16 protein-coding genes are annotated in these 18,682 nt (G+C 66.1%); 3 read left to right on the top strand and 13 right to left on the bottom strand.

The annotated features are described in order from the left end of the window. Positions 1 to 3: 3 nt before the first annotated feature. The 9 genes from AC3RCG_RS08515 to gspG form a co-directional block, all read right to left on the bottom strand. A complete protein-coding gene (locus AC3RCG_RS08515; protein WP_492403601.1) occupies positions 4 to 495 on the bottom strand; it encodes a type II secretion system protein in 492 nt (163 codons plus the stop codon). Then, the gene (locus AC3RCG_RS08510; protein WP_070290509.1) at positions 492 to 2,522 is read right to left on the bottom strand and encodes a secretin GspD/PilQ domain-containing protein; all 2,031 of its coding nucleotides are present in this window, start codon (positions 2,520 to 2,522) and stop codon (positions 492 to 494) included. Before AC3RCG_RS08510 ends, AC3RCG_RS08515 begins: the two co-directional genes overlap by 4 nt. Next, positions 2,522 to 3,043, bottom strand: coding sequence for a hypothetical protein (locus AC3RCG_RS08505; RefSeq protein ID WP_121668784.1), 522 nt, complete (start codon positions 3,041 to 3,043; stop codon positions 2,522 to 2,524). The genes AC3RCG_RS08510 and AC3RCG_RS08505 overlap by 1 nt, the downstream gene beginning before the upstream one ends. Next, the gene (locus AC3RCG_RS08500) at positions 3,040 to 3,612 is read right to left on the bottom strand and encodes a hypothetical protein (protein WP_070312106.1); all 573 of its coding nucleotides are present in this window, start codon (positions 3,610 to 3,612) and stop codon (positions 3,040 to 3,042) included. The genes AC3RCG_RS08505 and AC3RCG_RS08500 overlap by 4 nt, the downstream gene beginning before the upstream one ends. Beyond that, positions 3,609 to 4,157 (bottom strand): ubiquitin family protein, encoded by a 549-nt coding sequence (locus AC3RCG_RS08495; RefSeq protein WP_070289628.1) that lies wholly within the window; start codon positions 4,155 to 4,157, stop codon positions 3,609 to 3,611. The genes AC3RCG_RS08500 and AC3RCG_RS08495 overlap by 4 nt, the downstream gene beginning before the upstream one ends. Beyond that, positions 4,154 to 4,939, bottom strand: a complete 786-nt coding sequence (locus tag AC3RCG_RS08490; protein WP_492403603.1) for a hypothetical protein — start codon at positions 4,937 to 4,939, stop codon at positions 4,154 to 4,156. The genes AC3RCG_RS08495 and AC3RCG_RS08490 overlap by 4 nt, the downstream gene beginning before the upstream one ends. A 67-nt stretch (positions 4,940 to 5,006) precedes the next feature. Further along, a complete protein-coding gene (locus AC3RCG_RS08485) occupies positions 5,007 to 6,713 on the bottom strand; it encodes a GspE/PulE family protein (RefSeq protein ID WP_492403605.1) in 1,707 nt (568 codons plus the stop codon). Next, complete coding sequence (locus AC3RCG_RS08480) at positions 6,710 to 7,915, bottom strand: type II secretion system F family protein (RefSeq protein ID WP_070289626.1); 1,206 nt, start codon at positions 7,913 to 7,915, stop codon at positions 6,710 to 6,712. Before AC3RCG_RS08480 ends, AC3RCG_RS08485 begins: the two co-directional genes overlap by 4 nt. A gap of 36 nt (positions 7,916 to 7,951) precedes the next feature. Further along, on the bottom strand, positions 7,952 to 8,395 hold the full coding sequence (gene gspG / locus AC3RCG_RS08475; RefSeq protein WP_034782166.1) for a type II secretion system major pseudopilin GspG: 444 nt from the start codon (positions 8,393 to 8,395) through the stop codon (positions 7,952 to 7,954). 487 nt (positions 8,396 to 8,882) lie between these two features. On the opposite strand from gspG, the gene AC3RCG_RS08470 reads away from it, so the two are divergent. The 3 genes from AC3RCG_RS08470 (at position 8,883) to AC3RCG_RS08460 (ending at position 13,346) form a co-directional block, all read left to right on the top strand. Continuing rightward, entirely contained in the window at positions 8,883 to 9,641 is a 759-nt protein-coding gene (locus tag AC3RCG_RS08470; protein WP_121668783.1) for an NF038120 family PEP-CTERM protein, read from the top strand. Positions 9,642 to 9,684: 43 nt separating this feature from the next. Further along, positions 9,685 to 12,837, top strand: a complete 3,153-nt coding sequence (locus tag AC3RCG_RS08465) for a S8 family peptidase (protein WP_492403606.1) — start codon at positions 9,685 to 9,687, stop codon at positions 12,835 to 12,837. 104 nt (positions 12,838 to 12,941) lie between these two features. Next, a complete protein-coding gene (locus AC3RCG_RS08460; protein ID WP_121668781.1) occupies positions 12,942 to 13,346 on the top strand; it encodes a protease inhibitor I9 family protein in 405 nt (134 codons plus the stop codon). Here AC3RCG_RS08460 and AC3RCG_RS08455 read toward each other — a convergent pair. The 4 genes from AC3RCG_RS08455 to AC3RCG_RS08440 form a co-directional block, all read right to left on the bottom strand. Then, complete coding sequence (locus AC3RCG_RS08455) at positions 13,343 to 14,014, bottom strand: LuxR C-terminal-related transcriptional regulator (protein ID WP_492403608.1); 672 nt, start codon at positions 14,012 to 14,014, stop codon at positions 13,343 to 13,345. The two genes, AC3RCG_RS08460 and AC3RCG_RS08455, sit on opposite strands and share 4 nt — an antisense overlap. Then, a complete protein-coding gene (locus AC3RCG_RS08450; RefSeq protein ID WP_492403609.1) occupies positions 14,011 to 14,733 on the bottom strand; it encodes a winged helix-turn-helix domain-containing protein in 723 nt (240 codons plus the stop codon). Before AC3RCG_RS08450 ends, AC3RCG_RS08455 begins: the two co-directional genes overlap by 4 nt. Before the next feature lie 182 nt (positions 14,734 to 14,915). Then, positions 14,916 to 15,554: an NF038129 family PEP-CTERM protein gene (locus AC3RCG_RS08445; protein ID WP_121668779.1), complete on the bottom strand. Its 639-nt coding sequence runs from the start codon at positions 15,552 to 15,554 to the stop codon at positions 14,916 to 14,918. A 10-nt stretch (positions 15,555 to 15,564) separates the two neighbouring features. Continuing rightward, on the bottom strand, positions 15,565 to 18,558 hold the full coding sequence (locus AC3RCG_RS08440; protein ID WP_492403611.1) for an ExeM/NucH family extracellular endonuclease: 2,994 nt from the start codon (positions 18,556 to 18,558) through the stop codon (positions 15,565 to 15,567). Positions 18,559 to 18,682: the final 124 nt, after the last annotated feature.

Below are 18,682 nucleotides of genomic sequence, written 5' to 3'. Positions count from 1 at the left end.
GGTTCACCATAAACGGTAAGGCACGTTGTTCAAGCCCGTCTTGCCGGATGTGGAATACACATCGTAGACATCGTCGCCCTCGCGCGGCTCGGCCGCTTCGCTGGCGTAGCTGCGCTTGCCCCACGTTTGCGCGTCGCTCAGACCAGCGTCGCCGTTGAACGGGTCGCGCGGCACGCGGCGCAAAAAGAACATCTTGCTGCGCTTCGGGTTGCGCTGGTCCGACACGCCCTCGACCAGCACTTCCAGGCTTTTCGGGTAGCCGCTGGCGTCGGCCGCGCGCAGGATGCGGCCCTCGTCGCCGGCCCGCTTATAGGCGTCGAGCCCCTGGCGGATGTCGCGCAGCGCGCGCCGCAATTCCTGCTCCTGGCGCCGCTGCACCGTCACCTGCGTGACGGGGATCACCAGGGTGGCCAGCACGCCCAGGATGGCCAGGGTCACCAGCAGTTCGATCAGGGTGAATCCGCCCTGCCCGCCTTGCGCGCGCGCCACGCTCATTTGGCGGGCGGCGGCACCACGGGCACCGGCTGGCTCGACGACAGGGGCAAGGGCGCCGCCTGCAGCGGCACGGGCTGGCCCGACGATATCGGCAAAGGCGATGCGGCCGGCTCGGGCGACGGCGCCACTTCCGGCGCCGCCACGCTCTGCGGCAAGGTCGATGGCACCTGGCCCGGCGTCATCATCGGCTGCGCCGGCGCCGGCTGCATGCCGACGGCCGACGGGCCGGAACGCACGATGACCGTGCCCGGCATCTGCGTGGGCGCCTTGGCCGCCATGTCGGGACGGCGGCGGAAGCTGCCTTCCGTGCCGGCAGAGAATTCCGATTCCTTCGCTTCCGGACGCTGCACGGTGCGCACCAGGTGCGGCGTGATCGACAGCACGATTTCCGTCTTCTGGCTGTCGTCCTTGCTGCTGCCGAACAGCCGTCCCAGCACGGGTATGTCGCCCAGGCCCGGCACCTTGTTGCCCGAGCTGCGCTCCTCATTGTTGATCAGGCCCGCCAGCACCTGGTTTTCGCCATCCTTCAATTGCAGCATGGTCGAGGCCTGGCGCGTGCCGATCTGATACAGGGTCGAGCCGCTGCGGGTGGTGGTGGCCGCCCCCAGGTTGCTCACTTCGAGCGAAATGCGGATGCCCACTTCATTGTTCAAATAGATGGTCGGCTCGGCGTTCACCGTCAAGCCCACGTCCAGGTAACTGATCGACTCGGAAGCGAAGCCGCCCGTGCCCGGCGAAATGGTGGTGGTCACCACGGGCACCCTGTCGCCGATGACGAACTTCGCCTTTTCCCGGTTGCGCACGCGGATGCGCGGGTTGGCCAGGATATTCGCGTCACCATCCGTCTTCTTGGCATTCGCCGTCACGGACAGGTCGCTCACGCCGATGGTGCGCTGGTTCAGGTTATTCAGGTCGTTGATGGTCAGCCCCACGCCGCCCGAGGTGGAAAGTGGCGTCAGGGTCAGGCTCGATGGCCAGGCCACGCCCAGTTCCATCAGGCGGCTGCGCTTGACTTCGAGGATTTCCAGCTCCAGCACCACTTCCGCCTCGGGCACGTCCTGCAGCGCGATCAGGCGCTCGGCCAGGCGGATCGCCTCGGGCGTGTCGCGCACGATGACGAGGTTGAGCTTTTCATCGGCCACCACGTCGCGCGTCTTCAAAATGGTCTTGAGCGTGTTGGCCACCTGCTTGGCATCCGCATTCGCCAGGAAGAAGGTTTTCACCAGCACTTCCTGGTACTCCTTCAATTTTGCCGCCACGTTCGGGTAGATCAGGATCGTGTTCGCATCCATCACCTGCTGCTCCAGCTGATTCGTCACCAGCAGGAAGTAGACGGCCGATTCCACCGTACTGTTTTTCAGGAAGATCGAGGTTTTCGCGTCCGCCTTGACGTCCTTGTCGAAGACGAAATTGAGTCCCGAGCGGCGCGCGATCAGCTCGAACACCTGTTTTAACGGCGCGTCGCGGAACTCGATCGTGATCGGCTGCTTGTACGATTTGGCCAGGCCCGATTCGACCACGGGCGGCGCCGTTTTTTCATCGACCTCGCGCAGCAGCGCGCGCGCGCCGGCGTGATTCGGCTGCTCCGTGAGGATGGCGTTCAGGCGCTGGCGCGCGGGGTCGTAGCGCTTGGCGTCGATATCCTTCTGCGCTTCGGCCAGCAGCTTGCCCTGGCGCTGCTCGCGTTCGAGCGCGCGCAAGCCGCTGCTGGCGCGCTCGTTCTGCGCATCGATTTCCAGCACGCTCATGAAGGAGGTGCGCGCCAGGTTGCCCTGTCCCGCCTGCGCCTGGCGCTCGGCCTGCTGCAAGCGGCTGCTGGTGGCCCGTTCGCGCGCCTGCAGATACGCGCTGCGGTATTGCGCGTTGCCGGGGTCCTGCTGCAGAGCCTCCTGCAGTTTTTGCAGGCCGGCCGGGATCTGATCTTGCGCAATCAGCTCGCGCCCGTCGCGGTAAGCTTGCTGCCCCGCGCAGCCGGACAGCAGCACCAGCAACGCCAGCAAAGGCGCCGGTGAAAAGGAACGAGACATCACTCGAGTACTCCAATGTTGAGCTGCTGAACCTGGTTCAACGGCAGATAGGTGAGCGTCATGACGGGCGGCGCGATCGTCACGACCTTGTAGGCGCCATCGATGACGGTATTGGCGCGCACGATATACGTCTTGTCGGCGCGCGACAAAAACACTTCCCAGGCGCCGTCGGCGGCCGCCTTGCCCAGGTAGACGAAGGGCAGCGGCGGCGCCGTCGGCGGCGGTGGCGGCGGCGCAGCCGTCACCGCCGTTTTCGGCGGCGGCGGATTCCAGTTCTGGCTCTGGAAGACAGCGCCGGCGCCGCCAAAGGTGTCGCCATCCTCGCCCGCCACTTCGCTGCGCGGCAGCAGGGCCAGGATGACCGGCTGCGCTGCCTCCGCTTTGCCGGCCGGCTTACGCGCGGGCGCGACGGCCCGCTCCACCGCCTCGGCCACGTCGGCCACGGGCTGGCGCTCGCCGAACAGCAGCAAGGCGCCCGCGCCCAGCACGCCGGCCAGCATGAGCCAATGGCGCGGGGTCATGGTGTTTCTCCCGCAACGCCAGGCGTATCGGTCAGATAGAAGGTCAGGCGCAGGCGCGCCTCGAGTTGCGTATCGGCGATCTGCTCGCGGCGAAAACTCAGTTCGTCGAGCGAGGCAAAGGGGACGGCGCGCAGCGCTTGCAGCGCGAACTGCCATACGGCCGCATAACTGCCCTTCAGCGGCAAGGTCACCTGCCAGGTGGCGACACGGCTGGCCTTGTCGTAGCCGCTCTTGTATTCGCCCTGCGTCAGCAGCAAGCCGTTTTTCGCGGCCAGGTCGAACAGCTGCTTGACCTGCTGCTCCGCATGGCGCTGCTGCCCCAGGGCGGCATAAAAACGGGCCAGGTTTTCGCTGGCCGTCGCCGGCGGCGCCAGGGCCGCCACGGCTAGCGCCGGCTGCGGCAAGGGCCGCGCTTCCAGCTGCGCCGCCACGGCGCGCTGCTGCCAGGCCCATGCCCAGGCGGCGATCCCCAGTGCGAGCAAAAGCACGGCCAGGCAGGCGGGCACGCCCAGGCGACGCAGCAGCAGTTGCGCGCGCAGGCGCAAGATATTGATATCGATGGCCGTCATGGCGTGCCCCACTGCGCTTGAAGCTGGAAGCGCAAGGGTTTGTTCGGATCGAGCGCGTTGATTTCATGGCGCAGCAGCTGCACGCGGGAGCCGAACAGCTCCTGCTGCTTCAATTGCGCGATATAGGCCACCATGGCGTCGCTGCCGGTCGTTTCGGCCGTGATCTTCAGCACGCGCTTGCGCGCGTCCGGCTCCAGCGCCAGCAGCGCGATGGCGGGCGGCGTGGCGCTGGCCAGCGCATCCTGCAGGTCGCGCCACGGCAGGTTCAATTGCAGGATGGCCGCATTCACGGCCGCCGCCTGCGCCGGTGCGATGGCCATTTGCGGCGCAGGCGCCGGGCCCAGCGTGGCGGCCAGCACGCGTTGCTGCGCGCGCTGCAACTGCCCCTCGCGCAGCTGCTGGCGCTGCAGCGCAGCGCTGCCGCTGTACGCCGCCGTGACGACCAGCACCATGCCCAGCGCCCCCGTTCCCCATGCCCAGGCGGGCACGCGGTGCAGGCTGCGGCGCCAGCCGGGCGGCGCGAAATCGATATCGAGGCGCGTCATGCCACGCCTCCGCTACGCGCCAGCCGGGCGGCCGGCGACAAAGCGCCTTCCCCGTCCGGCGTGGAAAAAACCTGGCAGTGGAACTCTTGTGTCGGCGTCAGCCATGCGGGCGGCGGCGTGCCGCACAGCTGCAGCAGCGCCGGTGCGGTCACGCCTTGCAGCAGCGCCTCGCGCGCCAGCGTCTGCACCAGCCAGTCCCTGCCGGCACCAGCCGGCACGGGCAGCGCGCGCACGGCGCACAGGCGGCCATCGTGCCGCACGCCCAGGGTCAAGGCGTTTTCCTGCAACTGGCCGAACCAGGCGCCCGGTTTCAATGCGCCGTGCCAGCGGTTCCAGTGGCGCGCGAATTGCGGCGTAATAAAAATCAGAGCCAGCTTGCGGTCGGCCGCCACACGCGTCAGCTGCGCCAGCAGCGCACGGGGCACTGCGCAGAAAAACGGCACGCGCGCATCCCAGGCACTGCTGCTGTGCCACAGGCCGGGCGCATCGCCATACAGCGACTGGAAGCGCAGCGCGGCGGCCGCCTCGATGTCGGCCAGACGCGCGGCGCCCTGCGGCAAGTCCACCTGCCACAGGCGCGCCAAAGCGTCGTCGAGCACCACGGACAGGGGCCAGCCCGCGTATTGGTCCGCCGGCAGCAGCCGCTCCAGCAACTGCGCCAGCGCCTGGCCCATGGCGGAAAAATCGCCATGCAGGCCTTGACCGGCGTCCGGCACATACGCGGCTTCGCCCAACGGCGTCCAGGCGGGCGCGCGCCAGCGGCTGCCCCGCCACAAGCTCAAGCCATCCGCCGCCACGCCCAGGCGCAATGCCTGTCCAAATCTTCCAAATCTCAACTTCGCAAAACCGCTACGCATGCAGGGTGACCCTCTTGATTTCCGTGATGGTGGTGGCGCCCCGCTTGACCAGTTCCAGCGCCGCCAGGCGCAGGCTGCGCGTGCCGTTCGCATACGCGGCCGCCTTGATCTGGCGGATCGGTTTTTTATCGACGATCAGTTCGCGGATTTCATCGGTCAGCACGAGAATCTCGGCGATCGAGCGGCGTCCCTTGTAGCCCGTGCCGCGGCAGTCGCCGCAGCCCTTGCCCTGCTTGAATTCATAGCCTGCCACGTCGGCGCGCGCCAGGCCCACGCTGGCCAGTTCTCCATCGTCGGGCGTGTAGTCGGTGGCGCAATGGGGGCAGTTGGTGCGGATCAGGCGCTGTGCCCAGATGCCATTCAGGGCCGAGACGAAGGCATACGGATCGATGCCCATGTGCGTAAAGCGGCCAAACACGTCGAACACGTTATTCGCATGCACGGTGGTGAGCACCAGATGGCCCGTGAGGGCCGATTGCACGGCAATTTCCGCCGTCTCGCGGTCGCGGATCTCGCCCACCATGATTTTATCGGGGTCGTGGCGCAGGATCGAGCGCAAGCCCTTGGCGAAGGTCAGCCCCTTCTTTTCATTCACGGGGATTTGCAGGATGCCGGGCAGCTGGTATTCGACGGGGTCTTCGATGGTGATGATCTTTTCGCGCCCGTTATGGATTTCCGTCAGCGCCGCATACAGGGTCGTCGTCTTGCCCGAGCCCGTGGGACCGGTGACGAGCAGCATGCCGTAGGCTTCCTGGGCCAGCGCGCGCAGGGCTTCGAGCGACGGCGCGTCAAAGCCCAGCGCTTCCAGGGTCAGCGCGCCATACGCCTCGATCATGGCGCGCTTGTCGAGGATGCGGATGACGGCGTCCTCGCCATGGATGCTGGGCATGATGGAGACGCGCAAATCGATTTCGCGCCCGCCCGCCTCGACGCGGAAGCTGCCGTCCTGCGGCACGCGGCGCTCGGCGATATCGAGTTCGGCCAGCACTTTCAGGCGCGAGATGATGTGTTCTGCCACTTCGATGCCGTTGACGGACGTGGCGTGATCGAGCACGCCGTCGACGCGGTATTTGACGGCCAGGCCGCCGGCCGTGCTTTCCAGGTGGATGTCCGAGGCGCCCGCCTTCAGGGCGTCATACAGGGTCGAGTTGACCAGCTTGACGGCGGGGCTGGCCGCTTCCGACACGCTGGCGAACGACAGCACGGCGGCCGTCTTGCCGTCGCGCCGCGCATCGTTCGCCGCGCCGGGCAGCAGGCTGTCGACGGCGCGCGCCGATTCTTCCTGCTTCGACAGGTAGGCGCCGATGTCGGCCTGCAGCGCCAGGCGCACGTTCAACACGCCCTGCCCCGCGCGCGCGCTCAGCCAGGTTTGCAGGTCGAGGTCGAAGGGGTCGGCGATCACGCCCAGCAGCTGACCGTCGGCGCCGCGCAGCAGCACGCTGTGGCGCGCCAGTGCCTGCGACAGGGGCAGCACATCGAAGGCGGGAGACAAGGCCAGCATGTCGGCCGTTTCCAGCACGTCCAGGCCGAACGGGCGCGCCAGTGCGCGCACCACGGCGCGCGCCTCGATGCCGCTCAGCTCCTGCAATTCCTCGACCAGGCTGCGCTTCGATTGCCGGCTCAGCATGCGCGCGCGCTGCAGCAGCGCGGGGTCGATGGCCGCGATGGCTGCGGTGGATTCGGCTGCGCTCTGCATCATGAAATATCGCCGGCAAGGTCAAAGATGGGCATGTACAGCAGGATCACGATGGCGCCCACGACCAGGCCGATGGCGGCCATCAGCAAGGGTTCGAAGGTGCGCGTAAAACGGTCGATCCAGCGGCTGATTTCACCGTCGTAAAAGGCGGCCGACTGCGTCAGCATGGGCCCCATGTCGCCCGTGCGCTCGCCCACGCGCAGCATGCGCAGGGAAATCGGCGTCGTCAATTGATGTTGCTCAAACGCTGACGACAGCGGCTGGCCCGCCTCGATGGCGCCGCGCGCGCCTTGCAAGGAGGCCTGCATGCCCGGCGAGACCATCGCTTGCACGGTGGCAATCGCCTGCACGATGGTAATGCCCCCTTCGGCCAGCATGCCCAGGGTCAGGTACAGACGCGACAGTTCATAGATGCGCACGCGCTCGCCGATGCCCGGCAACTTCGCCAGCAGGCGCGCCACGCCGCCATGGCGCAGCGCGCGCCGCACGGCAGTGAACACGCCGCTGCCGGTGATCAGCAGCCCGAGCAACAGCAGCACGCCATGCTGCGTGACGAACTGGCCCCAGCTGAGCATCACTTGCGACATCCACGGCAGATTGCGCCCGGCGCCCTGGTAGACCTCGGCGAAACGGGGCACCACATAGCTGATCAGAAAGGCGCTGACGCCGCCGCCCACGGCCAGCAAAATAGTCGGATAGATGGCGGCGCTGACGATTTTACTGCGCACCGTATCGATGCGCTGCTGGTAGTCGATGTAGCGCGACAGCGCGCGCGGCAAGTCGCTCGTGCCCTCGGCCGCCTTGACGATGCCGATATACAAGGGGGGAAACAGTTCGGCCTGCTCTGCCAGCACGGCGGAAAAGCGCTTGCCTTCGCGCAAGCCTTCCAGCAGGCGCGTGAGCACGCTGCGCGTGGCCGGCGACGCTTCCTTTTCCAGCAAGGCTTCCAGCGCTTCGACGATGCCCAGGCCCGCTTGCAGCAGCGCCAGCAATTCCTGGCTGAACAGCAGCAGGGGCAAGGCCCGCGCGCGCTGGCGCCCGGCCGCGCTGAACGGCGTGGCCCGCACGGGGCGGATGGCGCTGACGAACAGGCCGCGCGCCTCGGCTTGGCGGCGCGCGTCCGCCTCGTCGCGGCCGTCGATCACGCACGTATGCAAGGTAGCTACGGCCTGGTCCGTGGAAAGCGCGCGTACTTCAAACTGCATGATGGCTTGTCCGTAGGAAAAAGAATGGCGCTGGCGTTATTGCGAGCTGATGTCGGCGTTTTCGCCGCTGCCGCCGGGCTGGCCATCCTTGCCCATCGAGACGATGTCATATTCGCCCTTGCTGCCCGGTGCGCGGTATTGATACGCATGGCCCCACGGATCGAGCGGCACGGCTTTTTTCAGGTAGGGGCCATTCCAGCGCGTGCCGGCGGCGGGCGGCGCGGCCAGCAGCGCGGCCAGGCCCTCTTCCGTGGTCGGATAGCGTCCCACGTCGAGGCGGTAGGTGTCGAGCGATTTTTCAAACGCCTCGATCTGCGCCTTGGCCACCGTCACTTCGGATTTGCCCAGCTGGGCGAAATACTTGGGGCCGACATACGCGGCCAGCAAGCCGATGATCACGATGACCACCAGCAGTTCGAGCAAGGTAAAGCCGCGCGCATGGCGCGTTGCCGCAAGGTTCTGCCTGTGTGCTGCATGCATCCGGTAACTCCTTATTGCCTACCTTCAATACATTGCGTCGCTGTGCGCGGCGGATGGCCACGCACGGGCGACACGCGCTTGCCTGATGCTTATCAGCCTACCATGCCGGTTATGGTTAATACAATCTTTTCTTTGCTCTGTGAACAACAAATTCCTGCGGAAACCATCCAGTGTGTACGAAAGGGCCACGGCGCCGCGCACGCCTGACTGGCTAGTCAATTATTCAACTATTTTCAATGCGGAAACTATCTACTTTTGGTTGTCAAACCATAGCAAATGATGAATTTTATTCATTCATTATTTGTAACTTTCAAATTAAATTTGAAAGAATATCAAACAATGCAATTGCCTCTTTTGCTATAGTAAAAATCAATTTTCTACGCATGGGTCCGCATTAATCCTATCCGGCCGCGCAGGAGAGAGCATCCAAGACAGCATCCAAGACGCAAAACATATTGCATCCGACATAATCACCAAGGGAAAATTCATGACTCGTATTGTGCATTCGAAGGCAACTGCCGCAGCAAGTCCTTTCTCGGCCAAGCAGTGGACCGGCGCCGCCATCCTGGCCCTGTCCGCCGCCTGGGCTCCCGCCGCCGTCGCGGACGTGATCAACTTCGATAATCTCGACAGCCAGTTCGTCGGCCACGGCGACTCGCTGGAATTCAAAAATTTCCTGCTGACGGGCCTCTCAAATGCCGACGGCGCCAGTAATGGCGACCTGGTCGGCGCAGTCTTCGACGGCACGGACCCGGCCGCCTGCGGCATGGCGTGCCCGACCAACAATACGAGCAATTACTATGCGGCCCTCAACGACGGCATCGTCTACCTGGACCCGCTGAAGACGGGCGGCAGCGTCAGCCTGCAAGGTTTCGATGCCAGCTTCATCGGCTATGCGCAGGGCGTCACCTATCCGGCCGTGGCCGGCCTGCTGCGCGTGCAAGGCTTCTATGCGGACGGCTCTTACATGTATGAAACGTACCAGCTGGGCGGCCCGCTCGGCGGCAACTTCCAGTTCCAGCGCTACAACACCAGCGCCAACTTCGGCAGCCAGCAGTTCGCGTCGCTGGCCTTCTTCGGTTTCACTTGCAACACAGCCGGCAGTTGCAACGCCTTCAACAGCAACAAGGGCCAGTTTGCGCTCGACAATATCGTCGCCTCGGTACCGGAGCCATCGACCTACGCGATGCTGCTGCTGGGCCTGGCAGGCATCGGTTTCGCGGCGCGCCGCCGCCAGCAAGCCTGATTTATCCCTTTCGATTCCCGCTACCGTCACCAGGAAACCCGACATGACATTCCGTCCCGCCTTGCGTCCCATTTCGCTCACCGTGCTGAGCCTGTTTGCCAGCCTCAGCTTCCAGGCCCACGCCGACGACCTGCGCCGCCCCTACATCGTGCAGTTGACCGACAAACCGATCGCCTCCTACACCGGCTCGGTGGAAGGCCTGAGCGCCACCCAGCCTGCCGCCGGCGGCCGCCTCGACCTGGCCAGCGCGCAAGTGCAGCTGTACGGCGACTACCTTGAGCAGAAACAGGCCCGGGTACAAGCACTCGTCGCCGCCGCGCCCGTGCAATACCAGTACAAGATCGTCCTCAACGGTTTCTCCGCCCTGCTGACGGACGCCGAAGTGCGCCAGCTGCAAGCGAGCGGCGAAGTGGCCAGCATCGCCCCCGACGAGCCGCGCGCCCTGCAGACGAACTACACGCCCACCTTCCTGGGCCTGGACCAGCCGGGCGGCCTGTGGAGCCAGCTGGGCGGCAAGCAGCATGCGGGCGAGGACATCATCATCGGCATCGTCGATGGCGGCGTGTGGCCGGAAAACCTGTCGTATGCGGACAAGGTCGACGCCAACGGCGCACCGACCTTCGATCCGAACGCCACCCTGGCCTACGGCGCTCCGCCGGCCGCCTGGAAAGGCAGCTGCCAGACGGGCGAAGGCTTTACGCAAGACCATTGCAACAACAAGCTGCTCGGCGCGCAGTATTTCAACGCCGTGCGCCTGACCGAGACGGACAAGATCCAGCACTGGAGCGAATACACCTCGCCGCGCGATTCCATCGGCGACCCGAATGGCGAAGGCGGCCACGGCACGCATACCTCATCCACCGCGGGCGGCAATGCGGGCGTGCCCGTCACTGTCGGCGGTTCGCCGCTGGGCGCCATTTCCGGCGTGGCGCCGCGCGCCCGCCTGTCCGTCTACAAGGTGTGCTGGTCGTACAACCTGGCCACCCAGCCGACCGGCGCGAAAAACGGCTGCTACGGCGGCGACAGCGTGGCGGCGATCGAAAAAGCCGTGCAGGACGGCGTACACGTGATCAATTACTCGATCAGCGGCGGCGGCACCGTCAACGACCCGGTCGAGCAAGCGTTCCTGCACGCGTCGAACGCGGGCGTCTTCGTTGCCGCGTCCGCCGGCAATGCCGGGCCAGCCAATACCGTGGCTCACGTCAGCCCATGGATCACCACTGTGGCCGCTTCGACGCACAACCGCGCCAACCAAGCCAAAGTGACTCTCAGCAACGGCGCCAGCTACACGGGCGCCTCTCTCAACTACAACCCGCTGCCGGCCACCACCCTGATCCGCGCCCAGGATGCGGGCTTGCCCGGCGCCGATGCGCAAAAACTGGCGCTGTGCTACCGCGCCGGCGACAACGGCGGCGTGGCCCTGCTGGACCCGGCCAAGGTGGCCGGCAAGGTCGTCAGCTGCCTGCGCGGCACCACGGCGCGTACCGACAAGGGCGTCGCCGTGCTCGAAGCGGGCGGCGCCGGCATGGTGCTGGTCGACACGGGCATCGGTCTGGTATCCGACCCGCACGTGCTGCCGGCCGTGCACGTGAGCGCCGCCGATGGCGCGCTGATCAATGCCCAGGCGCAAACGGGCACGGCCACGGCCGCCATCTCGCGTTTCGTCACCAACGGCAACGGCCCCGCCGCCCCCGTGGTGGCCGACTTCTCGTCACGCGGGCCGAACCTGTACGACGCCAACCTGCTCAAGCCGGACGTCACGGCCCCTGGCGTGGACATCCTGGCCGGCGGCACGCCTGCCCTGTCGCGCGCCCAGCGCGACGCCGTGCAGGATGGCAGCCTGGTGCCGCCGCAAGCCTACATCTTCCTGCAAGGCACCTCGATGGCCAGCCCGCACGTGGCCGGCCTGGCCGCCCTGCTGCGCCAGCAGCATCCGGACTGGAGCCCGGCCGCCATCAAATCGGCCCTGATGACGACCGGCAGCACCACCCTGCCCGACGTTCAGGCGGGCGACGCGCGCGGCATCCTGCCTTGGGGCCAGGGCGCCGGCCACGTGACGCCGAACAAGGCGACCGATCCCGGCCTCGTGTATGACGCCAGCCTGGCCGACTACAAGAAATACATGTGCGGCGTCGGCATGACGGCCGAATGCGCGGGCGGCACCCTGGCCGGCTACAACCTGAACATGCCGTCCATCACCATCGGCAACGTGCTGGGCACGCAAACGGTGACGCGCCGCGTCACCAACGTGGGCAGCAGCAGCGCCACCTACACGGCCAGCGCTTCGGTCAGCGGCTACAGCGTGGCGGTTTCGCCTGCCACCCTGCTGCTCGCGCCCGGCGAAACCAAGTCCTTCACCGTGACCCTGACGCGCACCACGGCGCCGGACAATGCCTGGCAGTACGGCGCCCTCGTGTGGAGCGACGGCGTGCACACGGTGCGCAGCCCCGTCACGGCCCGCTCGGGCCGCGCGGTACAGTCGCCGGCATTGCTGCAGGCCGACAAGGTCAGCGGCCTGCGTTCGCTGACGCTGTCCACCGGCTTTGCCGGCAAGGTGGGCGCGGCGACGGGCGGCCTGAAGGAAGTGGCGCGCAGCGAGCAAACCATCAGCCAGGCCGCGCCGGGCAGCGTCGACACGCTGGAACAGATGGCTGCCGCGTGCAAGGCGGGCGGCAGCGGCGTGCGCGCGGTCAATGTCAGCATTCCCGCCAGCACCGTCGTGGCGCGCTTCGAAATATTCGACCGCGACACGACCGAGGGCGCCGGCAATGACCTCGACCTGCTGCTGCTCAACAGTACCGGCGCAACCGTCGCCACCTCGGCCACGGCCGGTTCGAACGAGTCCATCACCTTGACCACCCCGGCGGCGGGCAGCTACAAGGTGTGCGTGATCGGCTACGAAGTGGCAAATGGCGTGTCGACCGGCTTCGGCCTGTCGTCGGCCGTCGTCACGACAGCCGACAAGGGCGGCAACCTGAAAGCCACCCTGCCCAGCAAGGTGTACGTGGGCGGCAGCGCCACGGCCGGCGTCAGCTGGTCGGGACTGGAAACGGGCAAGCGCTACCTGGGCGGCGTAGTCTTCCTTGATGGCAACAATGCGGCCGCGTCCACCACCGTGCTGTCGGTGGAGACCAACAACCCGCTGCCGCTGGCCGTTCCCAGCCAGCGCAACGTGAAGGTGGATGCCAAGCTGTAACGGTGTCGCTCCAGGCAATAACACGGCGCGCCCTGCGGGGCGCGTTTTTTATACGCGACGCGCGTACAATCGGCGCATGGGCGCCATGCGCCAAGGGAGCTTGCATGTCCGCATTTCGCCTCAGTATTGCCATCCTGGCCAGCGTCCATGCGCTGCCTGTCGCGGCGCAGGCCGCCGCGGCGCGGCTATCGTATCTGGTGCAATTGCGCGCCCCGCCGCTGGCCTCGCAGGCGGACGGCATGCATGGGCTCGATACGAACAGCGACGCCGCGCGGCGCTACACGGCCCAGCTGGAAGCGCAGCAGCGCGCCGTGCTGGCGCTGGTACCCGATGCTCCCGTGCAATATCGCTATACGACGGCCTTCAATGGTTTTGCCGCCATGCTGACGCTGGACGAAGTGGCGCGCCTGCAAGCGAGCCCCGACGTGGCGCGGGTGTCGCCCGGCAGCATCGAACACACGCAGGATGGCGGCGGCAACGGCAAGAATACAATACAGGATCAGCGTTAATGGCTGAGCAGACGCAGCGCGATGCCGCGCGAGACGGCTTGCGTGCGGTTGCTCACGCCCAATAATTTATAGATGCGCTGCAAATGGCTTTTCACGGTGGTGCCGCTGATGCCGAGGATTTGCCCCACCTCGTCATTGCTCTTCCCCTCGCGCACCCAATGCAGTACTTCCAGCTCGCGCGCACTGGCCGCGCGCGTGGCGCCCGGCCCGGCCAGGGGCGCACGTGTACTGCCTGGCAGCGCCAGCCAGTGCAGGTGCAGGTAGGGCAGCAGCAATTCCAGCGCGTATGCCTGGCGTGCCGCGTCCACGGTTCCCATGGCGAACAGGGCAAAAAAGCTGCCGCCCCCCTCACCCACGCTGCCGTGCACCAGCACGCCGTCGATGACGCCCGCCCTTTGGCCGCCCGCGCGCCAGGCCAGCGCCAGGCGCGCCAGCTGGCCGTGGCGCTCGCGCAGCTGCGCGTGATCAGGCACGATGCTGTGCCAGGCTTCGCTGCGCAGCACGGCCCCGTCGGCACCCAGCTGCGCGCAGATTAATAGGTCGTGCGGCAACAGCGTTTGCAGCGGCCCCTGGCTCCACAGAAAGAAATCGCCGGACTCGGCGATGCCATGCGCGCCGAGTATGGCGTGCAGCAGGTATTCCTGCTCCCGCCCCGTCAGCAGCATCATGCGCGCACAGCGGCGTTGGCGGCATCGGCGGCCAAGTAGCGGTAGCCGCTGCCGCGCACGGTTTCGATGCGGTGGCCGCAGCCGCCCGGCTGCAGCGCGTGGCGCAAGCGCCCCACGTGGGCATCGACCGTGCGTTCGTCAAGATACGCCGCATGGCCCCACACCTGGTCCAGCAGGTGCGCGCGGCTATGCACGCGTCCGGGATGATCCATGAGGAAATGCAGCAGCTTGAATTCCACGCGGCCCAGGCTGACGGGCACGCTGCCGGCCGTCACGCGCTGGGTATGCGGGTCGAGCCGCAAGAAGCTGGCGCCGGCCGTGTTTGCGCCTGGGCGCAAGGCCGATGGCGTGCGCCGGCGCAGCAGCGCGTGCACGCGGGCCAGCATTTCACGGGGACCGAAAGGCTTGCACAGATAGTCGTCGGCACCGCTTTCCAGCGCCAGCACCTTGTCCTGTTCGCTGTCGCGCGCGCTGACCATGATGATGGGCAAGTCGCACAGCTGGTCATCCTGGCGCACCTGGCGCAGCAGCGCGATGCCGGACGCATCCGGCAACTCCCATTCCAGCAGCAGCACGTCGGGCGCATCCACGGCCATCAGCGCCTGCGCGCCGCGCGCGTCCGGGGCGCAGCTAACCCGGTAGCCGGCACCTTCAAGGTTATGCAGCAACAAGGCTTGCATGGCGGGCGCGGGATCGAGCAGCAAAATATGACGGCGCATGATGCATCCTTCCGAAAAAGTTGGCGGCCCTCCATGAAAAACTAGACGGCCCGACAAGTTTTTGACTATGCATCAAGCGTAAAACGCTGACCAATACAATTTAGTTTCCTGATTTATAGCTATTGCGACTAAATAGGCAAAGCACAGCGGCCCGCAGGCGCGCTGTGTTCCGACTGGAAAAACTAGGCGCGCGTGACAGGCTGGCGGCGGCGCAAGGCAAAACCGATCAGCGCCAGGCCGCCCGTCAGCATCATCCATTCCGACGCTTCCGGCACGGCCGAGATCGACGCGATGCTCGCATACGTGCTGCCGGCGATGCTGGCCGGAATGCCCCCATTGAGCGGCGTCAGTTCGAATTGCACGAGGTTGCCGTTCACATTGCCCAGGTAGGACGTGCCGGTGTAGTCGAGCAAGCCCACGCCAAACGTCGTGCCCGCGTTGCCGGCCGTGTTCAGGAAGTCGCCGCCGAAAACGACGTTGAAACCGAATTTGCCGCCCAGGGTCACGTTGTGAAACCAGTCGTTGTAGGCGCCACTATTGCCGAAGGTCAAGGTGCCGGGCAAGCTGCCGCTGACGTTGCCTTCCTGCGATGCCAGCGCGCCGAACGCGCCCGAGAAATTGCTGAGGGTGGCTGTCGCGCCCGGCGCCGGGCTGTTGCCGGCGATAAAGGCGAAGTCGAGGAAACCGGCGCCCGAGAACTGGCTCGTGTCGATTTCCACGCGGTAGGCTAGCGGGTCCGCCAGCGCCAGGCTGCTGCTGCCAGCGAGCAAGGCGGCCAGCACGGCACGGCGCAGGGTAAGATTGAATTTCGTTGTCAACATGGTCAAGTCCTTAGAAGTTGCCGGCAAAAATGCTGGCCGAGTAATTGATCGTCACTTTCGACGGATTGGTGAAACTGACGGCGAACGAGGCCGTCGCACCGGGCGCCAGGCTGGCCGCGTTGACGGTGACATAGGCGGCGCCCGCATGGCTGCCCGTGGCATTGGCCAGGGTCACGCCGGCCGGCAAGCCGCCGAACACCACCTGGAACGGGCCGCTGATGGCCGCCGTGCCCGTGTTGGTGAACGAGAACGTGCCCGCGTACTTTTGCGTCGCGCGGTTGAACGTCAGTCCCGAGCTGGCTTGCGCCACGCCGGCCGTGATGTCGCGGTAGGCGGGCTGCAAGTCCAGGCTGATGACGACGGGGTCGTGGTCCGAGGCGCGGTAGGGCAAGGCGTTGTACAGGTCTTGCGGCTTGGCCGAGTCGATGTTGTAGTCGATCACTTCCGGCTCGTCCGCATTCACATGCCATTCGGCCACGCCCGCCACTTGCGGACTCAGCGAGGCACTGGCCAGGGCATGGTCGAGGTAGCCGCTCTGGCCGCCGAATACGTATGAGTACGGCATGCCGGACGGCCGCACGAAACGCTCGAGTTCATTGACGAATCCGGCGCCCGTGATGACCTGGATCGGGTCTTCCGCGCCATACGAATTCAAGTCGCCGATGACCAGCACGTCCGCGTCGCCGGCGGCGGCCGCCACCTGCGGCACGAAGCTGCCCACCAGGCGCTGGGCCTGCTGCACGCGGGTGGCGTTCCAGCAGCTCTGGCTATCGTTCTGGTCCGCGTCCAGCCCGCTCGACGGGCAGCTGCCCTTCGATTTCAGGTGGTTGACGACCAGCGAGAATTTCTCGCCGTTGGCGGCCTTGAACGTTTGCGCCATCGGCGGACGGTTGTTGATGGCGTTGGCGTCCGACAGGGCGCCGCCCACCAGGCCCAGCTTGCCTGGCTTGTAGATCATGGCCACGCGGATGGCGTCCGTACCCGTGGCGGCCGGCTTCGGCACCACGGCGTAGGTGACGCCGCCGATGGCCGCGTTCAGCTGCTCGACCAGGTAAGTGACGGCCGTTTCGCCATTGTTCTGGATTTCCATCAAGCCCACCACGTCCGCATCGATGGCTTTCAGTTCGGCCACGATCTTGTCGCGCTGGCGCACGAATTCGGCCAGGTTGTCGGCGCCGCGGCAGTTCGACTTGGTGGTCGACGCACCCACGGTGCAGCCCTGCCCCGTCTGGCCAAACACGTTATTGCCATTGGTAAAGGTCGTAAAGAAATTGAGCACGTTGGCGCTGGCCACCTTGACGTTACCGGATGGCAGTTCCGGGCTGCCCGTGCGCGGGTTGTCGCGCGAGAATTGCGGCGTCTGCGTCGGCTGCAATTTGTAGGCGGCGCCGCCACCGCCGATGGCACCGAAATCCACCACGCCCGTCAGGTCGGCCACCGTGTCGCCGCTGCGCACGGTGTTGTCCTGGCCGATATACGGTATCGTCGGCGGCGTGACGAAAATGCCATCATCGAGCACGATCAGGTTGTTCGCATTGGCGGCGATCAAGGCTTGCGCTTCGGCGGAGCCTGCCGGATAGCGGTTGGTCGGCACTTCGCGCCGTCCCGCCGACAGGGTCAGTTCGCCGCGCGCGCCCAGGTAGGCGTTTTGCGAGACGGTCAGCGGTTGCGTGAAACGCACCAGCATGCCTTCCACGGCAGCCAGGTTGTCGTTCGGCAAGGTCACATTCACCGGCACGATGCCGTGGCCCGCGCTTTGCGTGAGGATGGCCGTCACGTCCTTCAGTTCCGTATAGGAATTTTTCGCGCCCGACGGCGTGTATTCGAACACCGTGCCCGTCACGCGTACCAGCTCGCCCGGCTGCACGGTGGTAACGGCCGCGCCCGTGTACACGAAGATGCCGTCCGAGGTCGACGGGTCGCCGTCGCCGGCCGCGTCCTGCATGAAGAAACCCGTGCCTACTTTCAGGGTGACGACGCCCTCGGTCGTCTGCACGGAATTGGCGTAGGGGCTGGCCGCACCGCTGCCCTGGATTTGCGGGATCGTGTGGCTGACGGCGGCCAGGCCTTGCACGGCCACGTCGACCTTGCATGACGCCGTTTGCTGCTGGTCGTTGCCGAACTGGACGACGACGGGATAATTGCCCACCGGCACGCCAGCGGCCACCAGCAGGTTCACGCTGGCGCTCTCGCCCGCCACGCCGGCCGCGCTGAAATTGGCCAGGCTGATGCCGGCCACGGCCGGCGAGCTCAAGATAGCAGCATTCACCACGCCATCGACGTCGGACGCGCGCAGCACGGCGCTGCCGCCATTGCCCAGCGCCAGCGCCAGACTGGCCGGGCAGCTGGTGATGATCTGGTGCACGACGGGGCCGCCGCAGACGTGGCGCTCGGAAGCCGTGTTGCGCGGCGTCACGCTGCCGGCGGCGAAGTCCACGCTGTTATCGTCCGTGTCGCCGCAGCCGCCATTCGCGCGCGCAATCGACAGGGTATTCGATGGCGCGGGCGCGACGGCGCCCTCAAAACCGTTGGCCGTGCCGAAACCGACGAGGTCGACGACGGCGGCGCCCGTGGGGCTGGTGCCCGTCTGGGCCGTCTTGTTATTACTCAGCAACACCTTGCCGGCCGTTCCAGACATGGCCAGGCTGCCCGAGGCGTCCGGCGCGGGCAAGTCCTGCGTGCCGCCCGTGCCCTTGGCTTGCTGGACCAGCAAATACTGGCCCGGTTGCAAATCGATAGCCGGCAAGGCCGTCACGGCCCAGCTCGAACCGGCGGCGGACGCGTATTGCACGCTCCAGTTACTCAGGTTCACGGGGCTGGCGCCGCGGTTGAACAGTTCGATGAAATCGTTGCGATACAGCGCGCCATTGTTGCCGCCACCGCCATACACCTGGCTGATGACGATATCGGAAGCCGCCAGGGCCGGCACGGACAGGCTGGCCAGCAGGGTAGCCAGGACGGTCAGGCGCAGCGGCGTGCGCAAGGGGGAAAACGAGGTGTGCATGAGGATCCCGGTCGGTAAATAAGTGACGCCGGTCCCGCATGATGGGCCGGCGCGCCACAATTAACAAAAGTATTTCAGACTTGTTATTTGCATATTAAAGGCCGGGGATGACGACTTGATGACA

It is taken from the genome of Janthinobacterium sp. GW823-FHT01H08 (assembly GCF_058797855.1).
This window is presented reverse-complemented; position numbering and strand designations above follow the sequence as displayed.

Bases quoted from the DNA above. Each gene is read 5' to 3' on its own strand.
- AC3RCG_RS08515 (WP_492403601.1), bottom strand. From the start codon at position 495: ATGAGCGTGGCGCGCGCGCAAGGCGGGCAGGGCGGATTCACCCTGATC.
- AC3RCG_RS08510 (WP_070290509.1), bottom strand. From the start codon at position 2,522: ATGTCTCGTTCCTTTTCACCGGCGCCTTTGCTGGCGTTGCTGGTGCTG.
- AC3RCG_RS08505 (WP_121668784.1), bottom strand. From the start codon at position 3,043: ATGACCCCGCGCCATTGGCTCATGCTGGCCGGCGTGCTGGGCGCGGGC.
- AC3RCG_RS08500 (WP_070312106.1), bottom strand. From the start codon at position 3,612: ATGACGGCCATCGATATCAATATCTTGCGCCTGCGCGCGCAACTGCTG.
- AC3RCG_RS08495 (WP_070289628.1), bottom strand. From the start codon at position 4,157: ATGACGCGCCTCGATATCGATTTCGCGCCGCCCGGCTGGCGCCGCAGC.
- AC3RCG_RS08485 (WP_492403605.1), bottom strand. From the start codon at position 6,713: ATGATGCAGAGCGCAGCCGAATCCACCGCAGCCATCGCGGCCATCGAC.
- AC3RCG_RS08480 (WP_070289626.1), bottom strand. From the start codon at position 7,915: ATGCAGTTTGAAGTACGCGCGCTTTCCACGGACCAGGCCGTAGCTACC.
- gspG (WP_034782166.1), bottom strand. From the start codon at position 8,395: ATGCATGCAGCACACAGGCAGAACCTTGCGGCAACGCGCCATGCGCGC.
- AC3RCG_RS08470 (WP_121668783.1), top strand. From the start codon at position 8,883: ATGACTCGTATTGTGCATTCGAAGGCAACTGCCGCAGCAAGTCCTTTC.
- AC3RCG_RS08465 (WP_492403606.1), top strand. From the start codon at position 9,685: ATGACATTCCGTCCCGCCTTGCGTCCCATTTCGCTCACCGTGCTGAGC.
- AC3RCG_RS08460 (WP_121668781.1), top strand. From the start codon at position 12,942: ATGTCCGCATTTCGCCTCAGTATTGCCATCCTGGCCAGCGTCCATGCG.
- AC3RCG_RS08455 (WP_492403608.1), bottom strand. From the start codon at position 14,014: ATGATGCTGCTGACGGGGCGGGAGCAGGAATACCTGCTGCACGCCATA.
- AC3RCG_RS08450 (WP_492403609.1), bottom strand. From the start codon at position 14,733: ATGCGCCGTCATATTTTGCTGCTCGATCCCGCGCCCGCCATGCAAGCC.
- AC3RCG_RS08445 (WP_121668779.1), bottom strand. From the start codon at position 15,554: ATGTTGACAACGAAATTCAATCTTACCCTGCGCCGTGCCGTGCTGGCC.
- AC3RCG_RS08440 (WP_492403611.1), bottom strand. From the start codon at position 18,558: ATGCACACCTCGTTTTCCCCCTTGCGCACGCCGCTGCGCCTGACCGTC.